Here is a 20444-nt window from a genome sequence, read left to right as displayed (position 1 = left end):
ACTTATACAGAAGTCCTTTGTTAATTGCCCTTATCACGACAACGACCTTTTCAGGGAAGATAAACTTCACCGGAAAATATTTTTCTGGTCGTCCGAATAACAGATGCGCGTAAGGTTGTGGCATCCTGACCTTCATTGCTTAAATGAACGTCGAGCGCACCACTGGGATGTTCAATATTGATATTGCCATATCCTACAGAAGGGACGATTTGTCGGGTGACGGTGCCTTCCAATGCACAGCTACTGGAAATGGCAATAGCACCGGTTATCGCCAGCGCACGATGGCAGGAGTGCGGCATAAAATAACGCACATTAATTGCCCCGCCTTTCTGCGCAGGAGAAATAAGCACAGGTTTAGGGATAACCATATTACTGACATCACCTAAGCCCATTGCTTTACCCGCTTGTAGGCGGATAGATTCAATGCGGGCTAATAATGTTTTGTCGGCATCCAGTTCCGCCGGTAATTCATAGCCTGTTTTACCCAAATAATCAGCCGGAATAATGACGACTGGCATCGCCATATCGATACAGGTCACTGGAACATCGTCAAAATAATCAATCTGATTATCAGTCGGGAAGACTTTTCCGGTTTTTGTTCCGGCGGCATTCAGGAAAGTGAGCGCAACCGGTGCGGCAGTACCCGGTACGCCGTCAATTCTGGCGTTACCCTCGTACTCGACAACACCATTTGGCGTTTGCACATCAGCTTCGATGAACGTACCCGTATTGACGTTGCGGATACATACGCGGGTAACTGGCGAAGTCGCTGCAATCAAACCATTTTCAATAGCAAATGCCCCAACGCCAGACAGCATATTGCCGCAGTTAGGCGTGGTATCGACACGTTGCTCATGGACGATAACTTGAGCAAACAGATAATCGACATCAGCACGCGGATCGCTGGAACGGCTAATTATGGCGACTTTACTGGTCAGTGGATTACCGCCGCCAATACCGTCAATTTCCAGATCGTTACCGGAACCCATAATTGCCATCAATATTTTATCGCGCTGCGTTTGATCTTCGGGTAGATGTTCCGCTAACAGGAACGCGCCCCTCGAGGTTCCACCTCGCATCATCACGCAGGGTATTTTTTTCATAATAATGCCCTCAATTTAAAAACATAACTTATTGCGATATGGTTACATTAAGGGCAAAGCATCTCTAATGACTTTAGCTCAACGATTAATAACATTTTTTCATTAATTTAAGTTGGCTAAATGCAGTTAAAATTTTTAACGGCCTGTCATCCAAAATCGTCGCATCCATTTTTCGGAGTAATAATGAAGCATGAATTATCAAGTATGAAGGCATTTGTCATACTGGCAGAGTCCAGTTCATTTAACAATGCTGCTAAATTACTCAATATTACGCAACCTGCATTAACGCGAAGAATAAAAAAAATGGAAGAGGATTTACATATTCAACTATTTGAGCGTACAACTCGCAAGGTTATGTTAACAAAAGCAGGAAAAAGGTTGCTCCCGGAGGCGCGGGAATTAATAAAGAAATTCGATGAAACGCTTTTTAATATTCGTGATATGAATGCTTATCATCGTGGTATGGTGACGTTAGCGTGTATTCCGACCGCAGTATTTTATTTTTTACCACTGGCAATCGGTAAATTTAATGAGCTGTATCCCAATATTAAAGTGCGGATTCTGGAACAAGGCACGAATAATTGCATGGAATCGGTGCTGTGTAACGAATCAGACTTTGGCATAAACATGAACAACGTCACAAATTCATCCATTGATTTTACCCCACTGGTCAACGAGCCGTTTGTGCTGGCCTGTCGGCGTGACCATCCATTGGCCAAAAAGCAGCTTGTAGAATGGCAGGAGTTAGTAGGTTACAAAATGATTGGCGTACGCTCCTCCAGCGGCAACCGACTTTTGATAGAACAACAGCTGGCCGACAAGCCCTGGAAGCTGGACTGGTTTTACGAAGTGCGTCATCTTTCGACGTCATTAGGACTGGTGGAGGCGGGACTGGGGATTTCGGCGCTTCCTGGTCTGGCAATGCCCCATGCACCCTATTCTTCGATTATTGGTATCCCGCTGGTGGAACCGGTTATACGTCGGACATTGGGGATTATTCGCCGCAAAGATGCCGTGCTTTCTCCGGCAGCAGAACGCTTTTTTGCCTTGCTGATTAATTTGTGGACTGACGATAAAGACAACTTGTGGACCAATATCGTCGAACGCCAAAGACATGCGTTACAGGAAATGGGGTAATACTCCGGCGCAGGAGATACTGCGCCGGGTGAATCAGCGGTTAGTGTGCGTTCACCACTACCCACATTGGCCCCTGCCCGACCGCATAACGGCCTTTTTCATGCAGTAGACCCTGCTCGCCGACAATTTCGTAAACTGAGATGTGGTGAGATTTTTGCCCGGCGGCAATCAGATACTTGCCGCTGTGATCAACATTGAAGCCGCGCGGCTGGGTTTCCGTTGGCTGGAAGCCTTCTTTACTCAACACGCTGCCATCTTCCGAAACGCTGAAAACGGTAATCAGGCTGGCGGTACGGTCGCAGGCGTATAAATGACGACCATCCGGGGTGATATGAATATCAGCCGCCCAACGGGTATCGGAGAAGTCTTCCGGCATCATATCCAGCGTCTGGACACATTCGATATTGCCGTGCGGATCTTTCAGTTCCCAGACATCCACTGAGCTGTTTAACTCATTGACACAATACGCATATTGTTCGTTTGGATGGAATACCATATGACGCGGGCCGGCCCCTTCAACGGTAGTCACTTCCGCAGGGTCCTGCGCCACCAGATGACCATCATCGCTGACCGTAAACAGGCAAATGCGATCCTGCTTTAATGCCGGAACCCACAGCGTACGGTTATCCGGTGAGATATTGGCAGAATGGCAACCGTCCAGCCCCTCGACCACATCGACGACGCCCACTGGCAGGCCATCTTCCAGACGCGTTACGCTCACGTTACCCGCATTGTAAGAACCTACAAAGACAAACTGCCCCTGGTGATCGGTGGAAATATGCGTCGGGCTACCCGGCAGCGCAGACTCTGCGGCAAAGGTCAGTGCGCCATCGTCCGGGGCGATACGATACGCCAGGACGCGAAACTCAGGGCGAACACCAACATAGAGATAACGTTTGTCCGGGCTGACCACCATCGGCTGCACCTGCCCCGGCACATCGACAACCTGTGTCAGCGTCAGTGCGCCTTCATGATTCAGGTTCCAGACGTGAATTTGCTGGCTCTCAGGGCTGGCGATATAAACTGTTTGCTTCATGAATGCTCCTTTGCATTTAGCAACTGACTGTAACAGCTAAAATTAGTCGCTTTTGGCGGTGAATGCTGAATTAAAACGCAGAATTTTGTCCGATAGTGGTATCGGTGTACCATTCGCGCAGACGAAAATTCTTAACCTTAATCTGGAATACGCCATGACCACACGCGTGATTGCACTCGACTTAGACGGCACCTTATTGACCCCGAAAAAAACCTTGCTTCCTTCATCGATAGAAGCCCTGGCCCGCGCTCGCGAAGCAGGTTATCAATTAATCATCGTCACGGGCCGCCATCACGTCGCTATTCATCCTTTTTATCAGGCGCTGGCGCTGGATACACCTGCTATTTGCTGTAATGGCACCTATTTGTATGATTATCATGCAAAAACAGTGCTTGAAGCCGATCCAATGCCCGTTAATAAAGCCCTGCAACTCATTGAGATGCTGAATGAACACCACATTCACGGTCTGATGTATGTGGATGATGCAATGGTCTATGAGCACCCGACCGGGCATGTCATTCGCACGTCTAACTGGGCGCAAACCCTGCCGCCGGAACAGCGTCCGACCTTTACCCAGGTTGCTTCACTGGCCGAGACAGCGCAGGAAGTTAACGCAGTATGGAAGTTCGCCCTGACACACGATGACCTGCCGCAATTGCAGCATTTTGGTAAGCATGTTGAACATGAATTGGGACTGGAGTGTGAATGGTCCTGGCACGATCAGGTTGATATTGCCCGCGGTGGTAACAGCAAAGGTAAACGCCTGACGAAATGGGTTGAGGCGCAAGGCTGGTCGATGGAAAACGTTGTCGCATTCGGCGATAATTTTAATGATATCAGTATGCTGGAAGCCGCTGGTACAGGCGTGGCGATGGGCAACGCTGATGACGCAGTAAAAGCGCGCGCCAACATTGTGATTGGTGATAACACCACCGACAGCATTGCCCAGTTCATTTATAACCACCTGATTTAATCAGGCGGTTATCGAGACACTTTTAATTTGCGCGTATAGCCACAGGCCAGGTTTGATCGCCAGTTCATCCCTGGCCCACGGGCTTATTCGCGCCCACAGCGTTTTACCGCCGACTTCCAGTTCCACTTCCACCTGGCCGTTGTCGTCATAACTATTAACAACTTTTGCCCGCAATACGTTACGAATGCTGGTTTGCTGCGGCGGTTGTAAAACCAGCGAGACATCGGAAGCCTGAATGCGGATGCGTAGCGCAGCTTGCAGCGGTTCGTCCAGCTTATTGACCCACAAATGCTGATCGCCCAGCGCCAGTGCGGTCATCGCGTAATGCGGATGATGTTCCAGTACCGTTACTTTCAGAATGCTGCTTTGTTGCTCTTTCGGCAACCATGGATTCATCACGCTACTGCCCCAGACGTCTTCCAGCGCACCGAACGCTTTCACCTGGCCGTTTTCCAGTACCATCACTCGGTCTGCCAGATGGAGGATCTCATCCAGTGAATGACTGACATAGAGCATCGGAATGTTGATTTCCCGCGTCAACCGTTGCAGATAAGGCAATAGCTCGCGTTTTCGCGGAAGATCCAATGATGCCAGCGGTTCATCCAGTAACAGCAATTCCGGTGCTGTCAGCAAAGCCCGACCAATCGCCACACGCTGTTTTTCGCCTCCGGACAGGCTGCCCGGTAAACGGTCAAGCAACGGTTCAATGCCTAAAAGCGCCACCAGCTTATCGAACTGATCGACCATGCTTTTCGCCATGCCGTAGCGCAGATTTCCACGTACTTTGTAATGCGGAAACAGCCGCGCATCCTGAAACACATAACCAACGCGACGCTTTTCTGGCGAAAGGCAGATCCTTTTTTCGGCGTCATTTAGTACCCGACCATTGAGGACAATCCGCCCTTTTTGTGGACGTGTCAGCCCACTGATGGCATTAATCAGCGAGGTTTTTCCGGCACCAGAGACGCCAAAGATAGCAGTGATACCATTGGCGGGCAGCGTTTCATTAATGGTCAGGCAATGGTTGCCCAACGTCTGGGAAAAATTCAGTTCCAACATGATTAGCGCCCCGCCCGTTCACGGCTGATTCTGGCCAGCCATTCTGAAATCAACAGGGAGATCATCGCCAGCGCAATAGAGATAATGCACAGTCTCGCCGCACCACTTTCCCCGCCGGGGGTCTGGATCAGGGTATACATGGCTGAAGGAATGGTTCGCGTTTCGCCAGGAATGTTAGAAACAAAGGTGATCGTTGCCCCAAACTCACCAAGCGAACGAGCGAATGCCAGTACCGTACCGACGATAATTCCCGGTAAGGTCAGCGGTAACGTGATAGTAAAGAACACGCGCCAGCGCCCTGCCCCCAATGTTCTTGCGGCCTGTTCCAGTTTGACATCAACCCCTTCCAGCGCCAGACGAATTGCCCGCACCATCAACGGAAACGACATCACGGCGGCAGCGAGAACCGCACCACGCCAGCTAAAGGCGAAGGTAATGCCAAACCAGTCATACAGACGTTCACCGATAAATCCGCGCCGTCCCATCGAAACTAATAACAAGTAACCGACGACCACGGGCGGTAACACCAGCGGTAGATGCAGTACGCTATCGAGCAGAGCTTTGCCCGGAAATGTGCAACGCACCAGTAACCAGGCAAAAAAGATCCCAAACGGCAGGCTAAACAGCACAGCCAGGGAAGAAACTTTCAGGCTTAATAAAACCGCCTGCCATTCTGGATCGGTCAGTATCATTACTTGGTTGTAAATCCGTAGCGTTTAAAAATTTCCGCAGCCTGCGGTCCCTTCAGATAATCATAAAATGCTTTTACTGTCGCATTGTTATGTCCTTCCACAACAGCAACCGGATATTCCACTTTTTTATGTGAATCTTCCGGGAAGGTGGCAACCACTTTTACCCCTTTGCTGGCAACTGCGTCAGAACCGTAAACAATGCCCAGCGGCGCTTCATTGCGTTCGACCAACGCCAGCGCGCCACGAACATCTTCCGCCGGAGCCAGTTTCGGGGAGAGCGTATCCCATGCGCCCAGTTTTTGCAGTGCTTCTTTTGCATAAATGCCAGCGGGAACATGTTCCGGATCACCAACCGCCAGGCGACCGCCATTCAGCAGCGAAGTCCAGTTGGTTTTGCTGTCAATGGAGAAATCTTTCTGCTCGCTGGCTTTCGGTGCTACAACAACCAGGCTATTACCGAGTAGAGTCTGACGCGAAGCTGTATCGATCGCTTTTTTATTAACTGCATAATCCATCCATTTCTGATCGGCAGAGATAAACAGATCCGCAGGCGCTCCCGCTTCAATCTGACGGGCGAGAGTAGATGACGAAGCGAAAGAAGAAACCACATCCACGTCTTTCTCTTTTTTATACTGCGTAGCAATGTCCTGCATTGCGTTAGTCAGTGATGCGGCGGCGAATACCGTGATTTTCCCTTCATCTGCCAGTGCATTGCCAGCAGCAGCGAAAGAGAGTGCCGCCCCGGCAAACAAGTTCAACCATTTACGAGCCATTGGTAACCCCTTAATGTGACGTTATGTAGGCGACAATATAACGGCAAGTTCAGAATTTTCCCAGCAGTTATTGCTAACCTTTGTGAGGTTGATGAAAAAAATATCGGCAGGAAAAGCAGGAAGTTGAGAAAAAGAAAATGCCCGACTAAGCGGGCATTCAGAGAATCAATGATTTTGTCCGGGCTGGTCTTTTTTACCAACACCAGAAAAGATGTTGAATACTTCACCAAGACCGTAAATCAGACCCAGGATGATGGCCATCACGACAGGTACCATGATTACGGCGAATACCAGACTTTTTAATAACTCTAACATGGTCAACTCCAGATATAGTCATGAGACTATTCTAACCGCTAAGCACAGAAAAGCACTCCCCTTTTGTGCGGTCAGCTTTGCGTGGCGTTCGTTTTCCGTCACAATAAGACTTTTGCCAGGACATTGTTATGCAGGCCGAAATCCTTCTCACCCTTAAGCTCCAACAAAAATTATTCGCCGACCCGCGCCGCATTTCGTTACTAAAACACATTGCGCTTTCCGGTTCCATTAGCCAGGGAGCGAAAGATGCCGGTATCAGCTATAAAAGCGCCTGGGATGCCATTAACGAGATGAATCAGTTAAGTGAGCATATTCTGGTTGAGCGCGCAACAGGCGGTAAAGGTGGCGGCGGCGCAGTACTGACCCGCTATGGTCAGCGACTGATTCAGCTCTATGATTTACTGGCGCAAATCCAGCAAAAAGCCTTTGATGTGTTAAGTGACGATGACGCCTTGCCGCTGAACAGCCTGCTGGCCGCGATCTCACGTTTTTCACTGCAGACCAGTGCCCGTAACCAGTGGTTTGGCACCATCACCGCCCGCGATCATGATGACATTCAACAACATGTTGATGTCTTACTGGCCGATGGCAAAACACGCCTTAAAGTCGCGATTACCGCACAAAGTGGCGCACGTCTGGGACTGGATGAAGGCAAAGAAGTGTTGATTCTGCTGAAAGCGCCGTGGGTGAACATTACTCAGGATGACACTGTCGCCCAGGGTGCCGACAACCAATTGCCGGGCATTATTCGTCATATAGAGCGCGGTGCAGAACAGTGCGAAGTATTAATGGCGTTACCTGACGGGCAAACTCTGTGCGCCACGGTGCCGATAAATGAAGCAGCTTCTCTTGAACAAGGGCAGAATGCCACGGCTTACTTTAACGCCGACAGCGTGATTATCGCTACGCTTTGCTAAGCGTGTTGACAATTTGTTATGAAACACGTATCCCTGTCAGTAATCGCTGCAAAAAATGGGATATAAAATGTCATCGTTGCAAATTTTGCAAGGCACGTTTCGTCTTAGCGACACAAAAACGCTGCAATTGTCTCAGCTAACGTTAAACGCGGGTGATAGTTGGGCGTTTGTCGGTTCGAATGGAAGCGGGAAGTCGGCGCTGGCCCGCGCGCTGGCGGGGGAACTTCCGTTTTTGAAAGGTGAACGACAAAGTCAGTTTTCCCACATCACTCGTCTCTCCTTCGAGCAATTGCAAAAGCTCGTCAGCGACGAATGGCAACGGAATAACACCGATATGCTCGGCCCTGGCGAAGATGACACCGGACGCACTACGGCTGAAATCATTCAGGATGAAATTAAGGATGCACAGCGTTGTGCGCAGTTGGCGCAGCAGTTCGGCATTACCGCCCTTCTCGACCGACGCTTTAAATACCTTTCCACTGGCGAGACGCGAAAAACCCTGCTGTGTCAGGCGCTGATGTCGGAGCCAGACTTGTTGATTCTTGATGAGCCGTTCGATGGCCTGGATGTTGCCTCACGTCAGCAGCTGGCTGAGCGACTCGCCTCGTTACATCAGTCCGGTATTACCCTGGTACTGGTGCTCAATCGCTTCGATGAGATCCCGGAATTTGTCCAGTTTGCTGGCGTGCTGGCGGATTGCACGTTAGCGGAAACTGGTGCTAAAGAGGAACTGCTGCAACAGGCACTTGTCGCGCAACTGGCGCATAGCGAGCGGCTAGAAGGTGTACAACTGCCGGAGCCGGATGTACCTTCAGCACGTCACGCCTTACCCGCCAACGAACCGCGCATTGTGCTGAACAATGGCGTGGTTTCTTATAACGATCGCCCCATTCTTAATAACCTTAGCTGGCAGGTGAATCCAGGCGAACACTGGCAAATTGTCGGGCCAAATGGCGCGGGAAAATCGACGCTATTAAGCCTGATTACAGGCGATCATCCGCAAGGTTACAGCAACGATTTAACACTTTTCGGCCGACGTCGCGGCAGCGGCGAAACCATCTGGGACATCAAAAAGCATATCGGTTACGTCAGCAGTAGTTTGCATCTGGATTACCGGGTCAGCACTACCGTGCGTAATGTGATCCTTTCTGGCTATTTTGATTCGATTGGCATTTATCAGGCCGTTTCAGATCGCCAGCAAAAACTGGTGCAGCAGTGGCTGGATATTCTCGGCATTGATAAACGCACGGCTGACGCGCCTTACCATAGTCTTTCCTGGGGACAGCAACGTCTGGCGCTGATCGTCCGCGCGCTGGTGAAACATCCGACGTTGCTTATTCTCGATGAACCACTACAGGGGCTTGATCCGCTCAATCGCCAGCTTATCCGCCGGTTTGTTGATGTGCTGATTAGCGAAGGTGAAACGCAATTGTTGTTTGTTTCGCACCACGCCGAAGATGCGCCTGCCTGTATTACCCATCGTCTTGAGTTCGTGCCGGACGGTGAACTCTATCGCTATGTGCTGACAAAAATAAACTGAGTCGGTAATGCTGACTGTACCGGAGGCGGCCTAAGCGCCCTCTCCGGCCTACAGTTCGACGCATCCAGGCATGAAACCGCGTCTTTTTTTTCAGATAAAAAGCGCAATCATTCATAAAGCCGCTGTTTTATAATCACTTAATCGCGCATAAAAAACGGCTAAATTCTTGTGTAAACGATTCCACTAATTTATTCCATGTCACACTTTTCGCATCTTTGTTATGCTATGGTTATTTCATACCATAAGCCTAATGGAGCGAATTATGAGAGTTCTGGTTACCGGTGGTAGCGGTTACATTGGAAGTCATACCTGTGTGCAATTACTGCAAAACGGTCATGATGTCATCATTCTTGATAACCTCTGTAACAGTAAGCGCAGCGTACTGCCTGTTATCGAGCGTTTAGGCGGCAAACATCCAACGTTTGTTGAAGGCGATATCCGTAACGAAGCGTTGATGACCGAGATCCTGCACGATCACGCTATCGACACCGTGATCCACTTCGCCGGGCTAAAAGCCGTTGGCGAATCGGTACAAAAACCGCTGGAATATTACGACAACAATGTCAACGGCACCCTGCGCCTGATTAGCGCCATGCGCGCCGCTAACGTCAAAAACTTTATTTTTAGCTCCTCCGCCACCGTTTATGGCGATCAGCCCAAAATTCCATATGTTGAAAGCTTCCCGACCGGCACACCGCAAAGCCCTTACGGCAAAAGCAAGCTGATGGTGGAACAGATCCTCACCGATCTGCAAAAAGCCCAGCCGGACTGGAGCATTGCCCTGCTGCGCTATTTCAACCCGGTTGGCGCGCATCCGTCGGGCGATATGGGCGAAGATCCGCAAGGTATTCCGAATAACCTGATGCCATACATCGCCCAGGTTGCTGTAGGCCGTCGCGACTCGCTGGCGATTTTTGGTAACGATTATCCGACCGAAGACGGTACTGGCGTGCGCGATTACATCCACGTAATGGATCTGGCGGACGGTCACGTCGTGGCGATGGAAAAACTGGCGAACAAGCCAGGCGTACACATCTACAACCTCGGCGCTGGCGTGGGCAGCAGCGTGCTGGACGTGGTTAATGCCTTCAGCAAAGCCTGCGGCAAACCGGTTAATTATCATTTTGCACCGCGTCGCGAGGGCGACCTTCCGGCCTACTGGGCGGACGCCAGCAAAGCCGACCGTGAACTGAACTGGCGCGTAACGCGCACACTCGATGAAATGGCGCAGGACACCTGGCACTGGCAGTCACGCCATCCACAGGGATATCCCGATTAAGGAACGACCATGACGCAATTTAATCCCGTTGATCATCCACATCGCCGCTACAACCCGCTCACCGGGCAATGGATTCTGGTTTCACCGCACCGCGCTAAGCGCCCCTGGCAGGGGGCGCAGGAAACGCCAGCCAAACAGGTGTTACCTGCGCACGATCCAGATTGCTTCCTCTGCGCAGGTAATGTGCGGGTGACAGGCGATAAAAACCCCGATTACACCGGGACTTACGTTTTCACTAATGACTTTGCGGCCTTGATGTCTGACACGCCAGATGCGCCAGAAAGCAACGATCCTTTGATGCGTTGTCAGAGCGCGCGCGGTACCAGCCGGGTGATCTGCTTTTCACCGGATCACAGTAAAACGCTGCCAGAACTGAGCGTTGCGGCATTGACGGAAATCGTCAAAACCTGGCAGGAGCAAACCGCAGAACTGGGGAAAACATACCCGTGGGTGCAGGTCTTTGAAAACAAAGGCGCGGCGATGGGCTGCTCTAACCCGCATCCGCACGGACAGATTTGGGCAAATAGCTTCCTGCCTAACGAAGCTGAGCGCGAAGACCGCCTGCAAAAAGAATATTTCGCCGGGCAGAAATCACCAATGCTGGTGGATTATGTTCAGCGCGAGCTGGCAGACGGTAGCCGTACCGTTGTCGAAACCGAACACTGGTTAGCCGTTGTGCCTTACTGGGCTGCCTGGCCGTTCGAAACGCTACTGCTGCCCAAAGCCCACGTTTTGCGGATCACCGATTTGACCGACGCCCAGCGCAGCGATTTGGCGCTGGCGTTGAAAAAGCTGACCAGTCGTTATGACAACCTCTTCCAGTGCTCCTTCCCCTACTCTATGGGCTGGCACGGCGCGCCATTTAATGGCGAAGAGAATCAACACTGGCAGCTGCACGCGCACTTTTATCCGCCTCTGTTACGCTCCGCCACCGTACGTAAATTTATGGTTGGTTATGAAATGCTGGCAGAGACCCAGCGAGACCTGACCGCAGAACAGGCAGCAGAGCGTTTGCGCGCAGTCAGCGATATCCATTTTCGCGAATCCGGAGTGTAAGAAATGAGTCTGAAAGAAAAAACACAATCTCTGTTTGCCAACGCATTTGGCTACCCTGCCACTCACACCATTCAGGCGCCTGGCCGCGTGAATTTGATTGGTGAACACACCGACTACAACGACGGTTTCGTTCTGCCCTGCGCGATTGATTATCAAACCGTGATCAGTTGTGCACCACGCGATGACCGTAAAGTTCGCGTGATGGCAGCCGATTATGAAAATCAGCTTGACGAGTTTTCCCTTGATGCGCCTATTGTCGCACATGAAAACTATCAATGGGCTAACTACGTCCGTGGCGTAGTGAAACATCTGCAACTGCGTAACAACAACTTTGGCGGTGTGGACATGGTGATCAGCGGCAATGTGCCGCAGGGTGCAGGGTTAAGTTCTTCCGCTTCACTGGAAGTCGCGGTCGGAACCGTATTGCAGCAACTTTATCATCTGCCGCTGGACGGCGCACAAATCGCACTTAACGGCCAGGAAGCAGAAAACCAGTTTGTTGGCTGTAACTGTGGGATCATGGATCAGCTGATTTCCGCGCTCGGCAAAAAAGATCATGCCTTGCTGATCGATTGCCGCTCACTGGGCACCAAAGCGGTTTCCATGCCGAAAGGTGTGGCTGTCGTCATCATCAACAGTAACTTCAAACGTACCCTGGTTGGCAGCGAATACAACACCCGTCGTGAACAGTGCGAAACCGGCGCGCGTTTCTTCCAGCAGCCAGCCCTGCGCGATGTCACTATTGAGGAGTTCAACGCTGTTGCACATGAACTGGACCCGATCGTGGCGAAACGCGTGCGTCATATCCTGACTGAAAACGCCCGTACCGTTGAAGCAGCCAGCGCACTGGAGCAAGGCGACCTGAAACGTATGGGCGAGTTGATGGCGGAGTCTCATGCTTCTATGCGCGATGATTTCGAAATCACCGTGCCGCAAATTGACACTCTGGTAGAAATCGTCAAAGCTGTGATTGGCGACAAAGGTGGCGTACGCATGACTGGCGGCGGATTTGGCGGCTGTATCGTCGCACTGATCCCGGAAGAGCTGGTGCCTGCCGTACAGCAGGCTGTCGCTGAACAATATGAAGCAAAAACAGGTATTAAAGAGACTTTTTACGTTTGTAAACCATCACAAGGAGCAGGACAGTGCTGAACGAAACTCCCGCACTGGCACCCGATGGTCAGCCGTACCGACTGTTAACTTTGCGGAACAACGCAGGGATGGTAGTCACGCTGATGGACTGGGGTGCGACTTTACTTTCCGCCCGTATTCCGCTTTCCGATGGCAGCGTCCGCGAGGCGCTGCTTGGCTGCGCCAGCCCGGAATGCTATCAGGATCAGGCCGCGTTTCTGGGGGCCTCTATTGGTCGTTATGCCAACCGCATCGCCAATAGCCGTTATACCTTTGACGGTGAAACCGTGACGCTTTCGCCAAGTCAGGGCGTTAACCAGCTGCACGGCGGCCCGGAAGGGTTCGACAAACGTCGCTGGCAGATTGTAAATCAGAACGATCGTCAGGTGCTATTTGCCCTGAGTTCAGAAGACGGCGATCAAGGCTTTCCGGGGAATCTCGGCGCGACAGTGCAGTATCGTCTGACCGACGATAACCGTATCTCCATTACTTATCGCGCCACAGTTGATAAACCTTGCCCGGTGAATATGACTAATCACGTCTATTTCAACCTCGACGGCGAGCAGTCTGACGTGCGCAATCACAAGTTGCAGATTCTGGCGGACGAATATCTGCCGGTTGATGAAGCCGGTATTCCGCACGACGGTCTGAAATCTGTCGCCGGAACATCTTTTGATTTCCGCAGCGCCAAAATCATCGCCAGTGAGTTTCTTGCCGACGACGAACAGCGCAAAGTGAAAGGTTACGATCATGCGTTCTTGTTACAGGCCAAAGGCGATGGCAAGAAAGTGGCGGCGCATGTCTGGTCAGCAGATGAAAAATTGCAGCTGAAGGTCTACACCACCGCTCCGGCTCTGCAATTCTACTCCGGCAACTTCCTCGGCGGCACACCGTCGCGGGGAACCGAACCTTACGCCGACTGGCAAGGGCTGGCGTTGGAAAGCGAGTTTCTGCCGGACAGCCCGAACCACCCTGAATGGCCGCAACCGGACTGTTTCCTGCGTCCTGGCGAAGAGTATTCCAGCCTGACGGAATATCAGTTTATTGCTGAGTAATGTTAAGCCCTCGTCATGAGGGCTTTATCCTCATATTGTTCAAATCACCAGCAAACACCGACATATTTGCAACTCAATATTCACAACAACCTTACACTGCGACACTATTTTCGCTATGGTTATGCGTAAGCATTGCTGTTGCTTCGTCACGGCAATATAATGAGAATTATTATCATTAAAAGATGATTTGAGGAGTAAGTATATGGCTGTAACTAAGCTGGTTCTGGTTCGTCATGGCGAAAGTCAGTGGAACAAAGAAAACCGTTTCACCGGTTGGTACGACGTGGATCTGTCTGAGAAAGGCGTAAGCGAAGCAAAAGCAGCTGGTAAGCTGCTGAAAGAGGAAGGTTACAGCTTTGATTTTGCTTACACCTCTGTGCTGAAACGCGCTATCCATACCCTGTGGAATGTGCTGGACGAACTGGATCAGGCATGGCTGCCCGTTGAGAAATCCTGGAAACTGAACGAACGTCACTACGGTGCGTTGCAGGGTCTGAACAAAGCGGAAACTGCTGAAAAGTATGGCGACGAGCAGGTGAAACAGTGGCGTCGTGGTTTTGCGGTAACTCCGCCGGAACTGACTAAAGATGATGAGCGTTATCCGGGCCACGATCCACGTTACGCGAAGCTGAGCGAGAAAGAGCTGCCACTGACGGAAAGCCTGGCGCTGACCATTGACCGCGTGATCCCTTACTGGAATGAAACTATTCTGCCGCGAATGAAGAGCGGTGAGCGCGTGATCATCGCCGCACACGGTAACTCGTTACGTGCGCTGGTGAAATATCTCGATAATATGAGCGAAGAAGAGATTCTTGAGCTGAATATCCCGACTGGCGTGCCACTGGTTTATGAATTCGACGAGAATTTCAAACCGCTGAAACGCTATTATCTGGGTAATGCTGACGAGATCGCGGCGAAAGCAGCGGCCGTTGCTAACCAGGGTAAAGCGAAGTAAACGTCATTCGCTTAAAAATGAGAAAGCCGACTGCAAGTGAGTCGGCTTTTTTGTTGCTAACAATGGAGCACATTGCCTGATGCGACGCTGCGCGTCTTATCAGGCCTACGGTGATTCATCGGATAACCACTGTGACGGCGCATCCGACAATTAAACTTTACCCGCGACGCGCTTTTACTGCATTCGCCAGTTGACGTAACAGAGCATCGGTATCTTCCCAGCCAATGCAGGCATCGGTGATGCTCTTGCCATAGGCCAGCGGTTCCCCACTCTCGAGGCTCTGATTGCCTTCCACCAGATGGCTTTCCACCATCACGCCAATAATGGCCTTTTCGCCACCGGCAATCTGCTGGCAAACGTCAGCACAAACATCCATCTGCTTTTTGAATTGTTTCGACGAGTTAGCATGGCTGAAATCGATCATCACCTGTGCTGGCAGGCCTGCTTTGTTCAGCCCTTCTTTCACTTCAGCAACGTGCTTCGCGCTGTAGTTAGGCTCTTTACCACCGCGCAGAATGATATGGCAATCGCCGTTACCGCTGGTATTCACAATCGCCGAATGCCCCCATTTCGTTACGGACAGGAAGCAGTGCGGCGCACCGGCGGCATTAATGGCATCGATAGCCACTTTAATCGTACCGTCGGTGCCATTTTTGAAGCCGACCGGACAAGAAAGACCAGACGCCAGTTCGCGGTGCACCTGCGATTCCGTAGTACGTGCGCCAATTGCCCCCCAACTCATCAGGTCCGCGAGATATTGTGGGGTGATCATATCGAGAAATTCACCCGCTGCTGGCAAACCGCTGTCGTTAATATCAAGCAGCAATTTACGGGCAATACGCAGACCGTCGTTGATCTGGAAGCTGTTATCCATATGCGGATCGTTAATCAGCCCTTTCCAGCCCACCGTGGTACGCGGCTTTTCAAAATAGACGCGCATCACGATTTCCAGCTCATCTTGCAGCTCTTCACGCAGCGCCAGCAAGCGAGTGGCATACTCTTTAGCCGCGACGGGATCATGAATAGAACACGGACCAATCACCACCAACAGGCGATCATCATTACCTTTCAGGATCTTATGGATCGCTTTTCGGGCATGGGCAACCGTATTCGCGGCATTTTCAGTAGCAGGGAATTTTTCCAGCAATGCGACAGGAGGAAGTAACTCTTTGATTTCTTTGATTCGTAAATCGTCGTTCTGATAATTCATGTCTGTTCCAGTGTTGCCATACTTATCTTAGTGAATGCAATACTTCCAATCTATATCTTCCGTCAGAATGTGTAAACGGGGTTTTACACTATGAACGGATTAATCCTGGAATTAGCAAGAAAAACGCCAGATTGTCGCGAAAAACGAGATCTCTCCTACAATTTCTAACTGTAACTCCTTTGTTTGTTAATTATTTCAAGATTCTCTGCTGGGTATCTTTGCCTGGCTGAAATCTTAAACCATTGCCTTATATTCACCTGCAAATGCACTGTTGGAAGAGGTTATCCGACATAACGACCATAACAGGAGCATCCTATGAAAATGACAAAACTGGCCACACTATTTTTGACTGCCACTCTAAGCCTTGCCAGCGGTGCCGCACTGGCTGCCGATAGCGGAGCGCAAAGCAATAACGGCCAAGCAAACGCCGCAGCTGATGCGGGCCAGGTAGCCCCTGATGCCCGTGAAAATGTCGCGCCAAATAACGTCGACAATAACGGGGTAAATACCGGTTCTGGCGGCACAATGCTGCATCCGGATGGTTCTTCAATGAACAATGACGGCATGACCAAAGATGAAGAGCACAAGAACACCATGTGCAAAGATGGTCGCTGCCCGGATATCAATAAAAAAGTCCAAACCGGTGATGGCATCAACAATGATGTCGATACCAAAACCGACGGTACCACGCAGTAAGCCTGCGAAATAGCCAATAATGGGAGAGCGGAGTCTCTCCCTTTTAATTTTTCCCTTCTAAAAGCAGTATGATGTCATAAAGTTAAGTGAGAATAATTAAGGGATGACTCGTCATGGCGCACTCACACTCACACACTTCCTCACACCTGCCAGAAGATAATAATGCTCGTCGCTTGTTGTATGCTTTCGGCGTGACTGCCGGGTTTATGCTCGTAGAAGTCATTGGTGGTTTTCTTTCCGGTTCTCTGGCATTGCTGGCCGATGCGGGTCATATGTTGACCGATACTGCCGCCCTGCTTTTCGCCCTACTCGCAGTGCAATTCTCCCGTCGTCCTCCCACCATTCGCCACACTTTCGGTTGGCTAAGATTGACCACGCTCGCGGCGTTTGTGAATGCCATCGCCCTGGTGGTGATTACTATTTTGATTGTCTGGGAGGCGATAGAACGCTTCCGCACGCCGCGTCCGGTCGAGGGCGACATGATGATGGCAATTGCCGTGGCTGGGCTACTGGCAAATATACTTTCTTTCTGGTTACTTCATCACGGCAGCGAAGAGAAAAACCTCAACGTGCGCGCAGCGGCACTGCATGTCCTCGGGGACCTTCTGGGTTCGGTTGGAGCTATTATTGCCGCGTTGATTATTATCTGGACCGGCTGGACACCTGCTGACCCCATTCTCTCAATACTGGTGTCGCTTCTGGTTCTGCGTAGCGCGTGGCGACTGTTGAAAGATAGCGTGAATGAATTACTTGAAGGTGCACCGGTATCGCTGGATATCGCCGAACTGAAGCGTCGTATGTGCCGGGAAATCCCGGAAGTCCGCAATGTGCACCATGTGCATGTTTGGATGGTGGGTGAAAAGCCAGTGATGACACTGCATGTACAGGTGATCCCGCCACACGATCACGACGCGTTGTTGGATCAGATCCAACATTATCTGATGGATCACTATCAGATTGCACACGCCACCATCCAGATGGAATATCAACCTTGTCATGGGCCAGACTGCCACCTGAATGAAGGGGTGTCTGGCCATTCACATCATCATCATTAATGGGACAGCGCGCGTGAACCTCTTTCGCGTGCGCTGTTGATCCACATCCGGCTGCCGTTGAGGGCAATAAAGGTCAGGATGATGTACTCCAGAGACATGGCGTAAACGCCCTGAAGTGCAAAAATAACGACGCTAATCACGTTAATAATCACCCACAATAGCCAGTTTTCCACATACTTACGCGTCATCAGAATCATTGCCACGATAGATAACACCATCATGCAGGAATCCCAGAACGGGAAAGCGTCCGGTTGCAGTTCAGGCATCGCAACCTGTAATCCTAATGCTTGCATGATCATGACTGCCACGCGGGTCAAAAATGCAAACACCGGATTGATAAATACCGTCATCAGACCAACCGAAACAACGCAAACCGCCAACCAGCTGAGCGCCTTCGGCAATGGCAACCAGCGAATTTTCAACTCCGCCTCGTTCTGACTGGTTTGTCGCGACCACGCATACCAACCGTAAATATTCGCGGCAAAGAAAAACACCTGTAATAGCAGGCTGGCATACAGCTGAATCTGAAAGAAAATAATGCCAAACAAGGTGACGTTGATCAGGCCAAAGAAGTAGTTGCTGATCTTCTCCAGACTGGCAAGGCCAATACACAGCAACCCGGCGATCGTGCCTACCGCTTCGATCCATGAGAGATCATAACCGCCTGCTCCTATTGGTATATGTACCAGGATATTCTGCACACTAAAAAAATCCATCTTTCCCCCAAAGCGTAACGTGACGCCTTATTATTAGTTATCCACGTAGTGTAGCCGCAAAATCCAGCATACGATTGAGCGGCACCAGCGCCTTCTCTCGCAGCTTTTCCTCAACATGAACCTCGTGATTGCTTCCTTCCTGTTCTAATGCCTCTGCGATGGCCTGAAGGCCATTCATGGCCATCCACGGACAATGCGCGCAGCTGCGGCAGGTTGCGCCCTCACCCGCGGTTGGTGCTTCCAGTAACTCTTTATCTGGCACCGCCTGCTGCATTTTGTAGAAAATACCCCGATCGGTTGCCACGATAAGTCGCTGATGTGGCAATGTTTTCGCAGCAGCGATCAGTTGACTGGTGGAACCGACCGCATCCGCCATATCTACAATAGCTTGCGGTGATTCTGGATGCACCAGTATGGCAGCATCCGGGTATTGTTTTTGCAAGCGGGTTAACGCCTGAGTCTTAAATTCATCATGCACAATGCAGGCACCCTGCCAGCATAAAATGTCTGCGCCCGTCTGTTTTTGCACGTAACGCCCCAGATGTTTGTCGGGTGCCCAGATGATTTTTTCACCCAAACTATCCAGATGATCAATAAGTTCGACGGCAATGCTTGAAGTTACCACCCAATCTGCCCGCGCTTTTACCGCAGCAGAAGTGTTGGCGTAGACGACGACAGTATGATCGGGATGGGCATCGCAAAATGCGTTAAATTCTTCAACAGGGCAGCCGAGATCCAGTGAACATTCAGCCTGAAGTGTCGGCATCAGAATTGTTTTTTCCGGACTGAGAATTTTGGCGGTTTCTCCCATAAATCTCACCCCAGCGACTAACAACGTAGAAGCGGGATGCTTTGCACCGAAGCGCGCCATTTCCAGAGAATCAGAAATACAGCCACCGGTTTCTTCTGCCAGTTGTTGAATTTCGGGATCGGTATAGTAGTGGGCAACCATCACCGCATTACGTTCTTTTAGCAGACGTTTTATCTTCTCGCGGTAATACGCTTTTTCATCAATGCTTAACGGCGTCGGCTTCGGGGGGAAAGGATAAATCGCCGCTTCAGGATCAAACATCACGCTCATCTTACCATCTCGTTTTACAGGCTTAACATTAAAACCGACATAAGCGTGATATTCGCTATTATCGGCATAATTTGTTTTATATGCTAAACAAGATAGTCGAATGGTGGGGAAAAGTCACTCGAAATACGTATGAGATGACGAATGCCACACTTTGCGTCTTATTCCTCCGACGTAGAGTCGTTTACGCAGCAAGCGCGGAGTATGTCATCAGGGTCAAGAATTGAAATTGAGAGATGCCTGAATAGCAAAAAAGCGCCTTTAGGGCGCTTTTTTACATTGGTGGGTCGTGCAGGATGACTCACTTCGCTCGCCCTTCGGGCCGTCGCCGCGAGCGGCTCCGTTGTTTCGCTGCGCTCAACTCGAACCTGCTGCAGGTTCGAATCTTTGAATATCCCAGATAGCAAAAAAGCGCCTTTAGGGCGCTTTTTTACATTGGTGGGTCGTGCAGGATGACTCACTTCGCTCGCCCTTCGGGCCGTCGCCGCAAGCGGCTCCGTTGTTTCGCTGCGCTCTACTCGAACCTGCAGCAGGTTCGAATCTTTGAATATCGCAGATAGCAAAAAAGCGCCTTTAGGGCGCTTTTTTACATTGGTGGGTCGTGCAGGATTCGAACCTGCGACCAATTGATTAAAAGTCAACTGCTCTACCAACTGAGCTAACGACCC

General features: G+C 50.7%; 20 protein-coding genes, 1 tRNA gene and 2 other RNA genes. 11 read left to right on the top strand and 12 right to left on the bottom strand.

Going from position 1 to position 20444, the window contains the following annotated elements:
* Positions 1 to 50 precede the first annotated feature (50 nt).
* Positions 51 to 1103, bottom strand: a complete 1053-nt coding sequence (locus tag BGE37_RS05140) for a 4-oxalomesaconate tautomerase (RefSeq protein ID WP_105287830.1) — start codon at positions 1101 to 1103, stop codon at positions 51 to 53.
* Between the two features lie 183 nt (positions 1104 to 1286).
* Here BGE37_RS05140 and BGE37_RS05135 point away from each other — a divergent pair, with 183 nt between their 5' ends.
* On the top strand, positions 1287 to 2240 hold the full coding sequence (locus BGE37_RS05135; protein ID WP_105287829.1) for a LysR family transcriptional regulator: 954 nt from the start codon (positions 1287 to 1289) through the stop codon (positions 2238 to 2240).
* A 40-nt stretch (positions 2241 to 2280) separates the two neighbouring features.
* Here the strand turns inward: BGE37_RS05135 and pgl are convergent, their stop codons facing one another.
* Complete coding sequence (gene pgl, locus BGE37_RS05130; protein ID WP_000815429.1) at positions 2281 to 3276, bottom strand: 6-phosphogluconolactonase; 996 nt, start codon at positions 3274 to 3276, stop codon at positions 2281 to 2283.
* Between the two features lie 154 nt (positions 3277 to 3430).
* Between pgl and ybhA the strand changes: the two genes are divergently transcribed.
* Positions 3431 to 4249, top strand: coding sequence for a bifunctional pyridoxal phosphate/fructose-1,6-bisphosphate phosphatase (gene ybhA, locus BGE37_RS05125; protein WP_032302725.1), 819 nt, complete (start codon positions 3431 to 3433; stop codon positions 4247 to 4249).
* On the opposite strand, the gene modC is transcribed toward ybhA, so the two are convergent.
* From modC to acrZ, 4 genes are all read right to left on the bottom strand, one after another.
* Positions 4250 to 5308 carry a molybdenum ABC transporter ATP-binding protein ModC gene (modC, locus tag BGE37_RS05120; protein ID WP_105287828.1) on the bottom strand — a complete coding sequence of 353 codons (1059 nt, stop codon included), beginning with the start codon at positions 5306 to 5308 and terminating at the stop codon, positions 4250 to 4252.
* A 2-nt stretch (positions 5309 to 5310) separates the two neighbouring features.
* Positions 5311 to 6000 carry a molybdate ABC transporter permease subunit gene (gene modB / locus BGE37_RS05115; RefSeq protein ID WP_000604034.1) on the bottom strand — a complete coding sequence of 230 codons (690 nt, stop codon included), beginning with the start codon at positions 5998 to 6000 and terminating at the stop codon, positions 5311 to 5313.
* On the bottom strand, positions 6000 to 6773 hold the full coding sequence (gene modA, locus BGE37_RS05110; protein WP_105287827.1) for a molybdate ABC transporter substrate-binding protein: 774 nt from the start codon (positions 6771 to 6773) through the stop codon (positions 6000 to 6002). Before modA ends, modB begins: the two co-directional genes overlap by 1 nt.
* A gap of 165 nt (positions 6774 to 6938) precedes the next feature.
* The gene (gene acrZ / locus BGE37_RS05100; protein WP_000891515.1) at positions 6939 to 7088 is read right to left on the bottom strand and encodes a multidrug efflux pump accessory protein AcrZ; all 150 of its coding nucleotides are present in this window, start codon (positions 7086 to 7088) and stop codon (positions 6939 to 6941) included.
* Positions 7089 to 7216: 128 nt separating this feature from the next.
* On the opposite strand from acrZ, the gene modE reads away from it, so the two are divergent.
* The 7 genes from modE to gpmA all read left to right on the top strand — a co-directional run bounded on the left by modE (position 7217) and on the right by gpmA (position 15021).
* The gene (modE, locus tag BGE37_RS05095) at positions 7217 to 8005 is read left to right on the top strand and encodes a molybdenum-dependent transcriptional regulator (protein WP_001147432.1); all 789 of its coding nucleotides are present in this window, start codon (positions 7217 to 7219) and stop codon (positions 8003 to 8005) included.
* Positions 8006 to 8072: 67 nt separating this feature from the next.
* A complete protein-coding gene (gene modF, locus BGE37_RS05090; RefSeq protein ID WP_105287826.1) occupies positions 8073 to 9545 on the top strand; it encodes a molybdate ABC transporter ATP-binding protein ModF in 1473 nt (490 codons plus the stop codon).
* A 262-nt stretch (positions 9546 to 9807) separates the two neighbouring features.
* Positions 9808 to 10824, top strand: a complete 1017-nt coding sequence (gene galE / locus BGE37_RS05085) for a UDP-glucose 4-epimerase GalE (protein WP_001265443.1) — start codon at positions 9808 to 9810, stop codon at positions 10822 to 10824.
* Positions 10825 to 10833: 9 nt separating this feature from the next.
* Positions 10834 to 11880, top strand: a complete 1047-nt coding sequence (galT, locus tag BGE37_RS05080) for a galactose-1-phosphate uridylyltransferase (protein ID WP_000191512.1) — start codon at positions 10834 to 10836, stop codon at positions 11878 to 11880.
* A gap of 3 nt (positions 11881 to 11883) precedes the next feature.
* Positions 11884 to 13032: a galactokinase gene (galK, locus tag BGE37_RS05075; RefSeq protein ID WP_000053408.1), complete on the top strand. Its 1149-nt coding sequence runs from the start codon at positions 11884 to 11886 to the stop codon at positions 13030 to 13032.
* Complete coding sequence (galM, locus tag BGE37_RS05070; protein WP_088541601.1) at positions 13026 to 14066, top strand: galactose-1-epimerase; 1041 nt, start codon at positions 13026 to 13028, stop codon at positions 14064 to 14066. Before galK ends, galM begins: the two co-directional genes overlap by 7 nt.
* Positions 14067 to 14268: 202 nt before the next feature.
* Entirely contained in the window at positions 14269 to 15021 is a 753-nt protein-coding gene (gpmA, locus tag BGE37_RS05065; RefSeq protein WP_001295305.1) for a 2,3-diphosphoglycerate-dependent phosphoglycerate mutase, read from the top strand.
* 157 nt (positions 15022 to 15178) lie between these two features.
* Here the strand turns inward: gpmA and aroG are convergent, their stop codons facing one another.
* Entirely contained in the window at positions 15179 to 16231 is a 1053-nt protein-coding gene (gene aroG / locus BGE37_RS05060; protein ID WP_089575663.1) for a 3-deoxy-7-phosphoheptulonate synthase AroG, read from the bottom strand.
* A 315-nt stretch (positions 16232 to 16546) separates the two neighbouring features.
* Here aroG and BGE37_RS05050 point away from each other — a divergent pair, with 315 nt between their 5' ends.
* Both BGE37_RS05050 and zitB read left to right on the top strand, forming a co-directional pair.
* Positions 16547 to 16927, top strand: a complete 381-nt coding sequence (locus BGE37_RS05050) for a YbgS-like family protein (protein ID WP_000784342.1) — start codon at positions 16547 to 16549, stop codon at positions 16925 to 16927.
* 113 nt (positions 16928 to 17040) lie between these two features.
* A complete protein-coding gene (gene zitB, locus BGE37_RS05045; protein WP_105287825.1) occupies positions 17041 to 17982 on the top strand; it encodes a CDF family zinc transporter ZitB in 942 nt (313 codons plus the stop codon).
* Here the strand turns inward: zitB and pnuC are convergent.
* The 5 genes from pnuC to BGE37_RS05020 form a co-directional block, all read right to left on the bottom strand.
* Positions 17979 to 18698, bottom strand: coding sequence for a nicotinamide riboside transporter PnuC (gene pnuC / locus BGE37_RS05040; protein ID WP_032183721.1), 720 nt, complete (start codon positions 18696 to 18698; stop codon positions 17979 to 17981). The two genes, zitB and pnuC, sit on opposite strands and share 4 nt — an antisense overlap.
* Before the next feature lie 37 nt (positions 18699 to 18735).
* A complete protein-coding gene (nadA, locus tag BGE37_RS05035; RefSeq protein ID WP_105277793.1) occupies positions 18736 to 19779 on the bottom strand; it encodes a quinolinate synthase NadA in 1044 nt (347 codons plus the stop codon).
* Positions 19780 to 20056: 277 nt separating this feature from the next.
* A non-coding RNA gene (locus tag BGE37_RS05030) (RtT sRNA) lies at positions 20057 to 20182 on the bottom strand.
* A gap of 30 nt (positions 20183 to 20212) precedes the next feature.
* A non-coding RNA gene (locus BGE37_RS05025) (RtT sRNA) lies at positions 20213 to 20335 on the bottom strand.
* A 33-nt stretch (positions 20336 to 20368) separates the two neighbouring features.
* Positions 20369 to 20444, bottom strand: a tRNA-Lys gene (locus BGE37_RS05020).

This window comes from Escherichia sp. MOD1-EC6300 (genome assembly GCF_002965045.1).
Classification (GTDB): Bacteria; Pseudomonadota; Gammaproteobacteria; order Enterobacterales; family Enterobacteriaceae; genus Escherichia; species Escherichia coli_F.
This window is presented reverse-complemented; position numbering and strand designations above follow the sequence as displayed.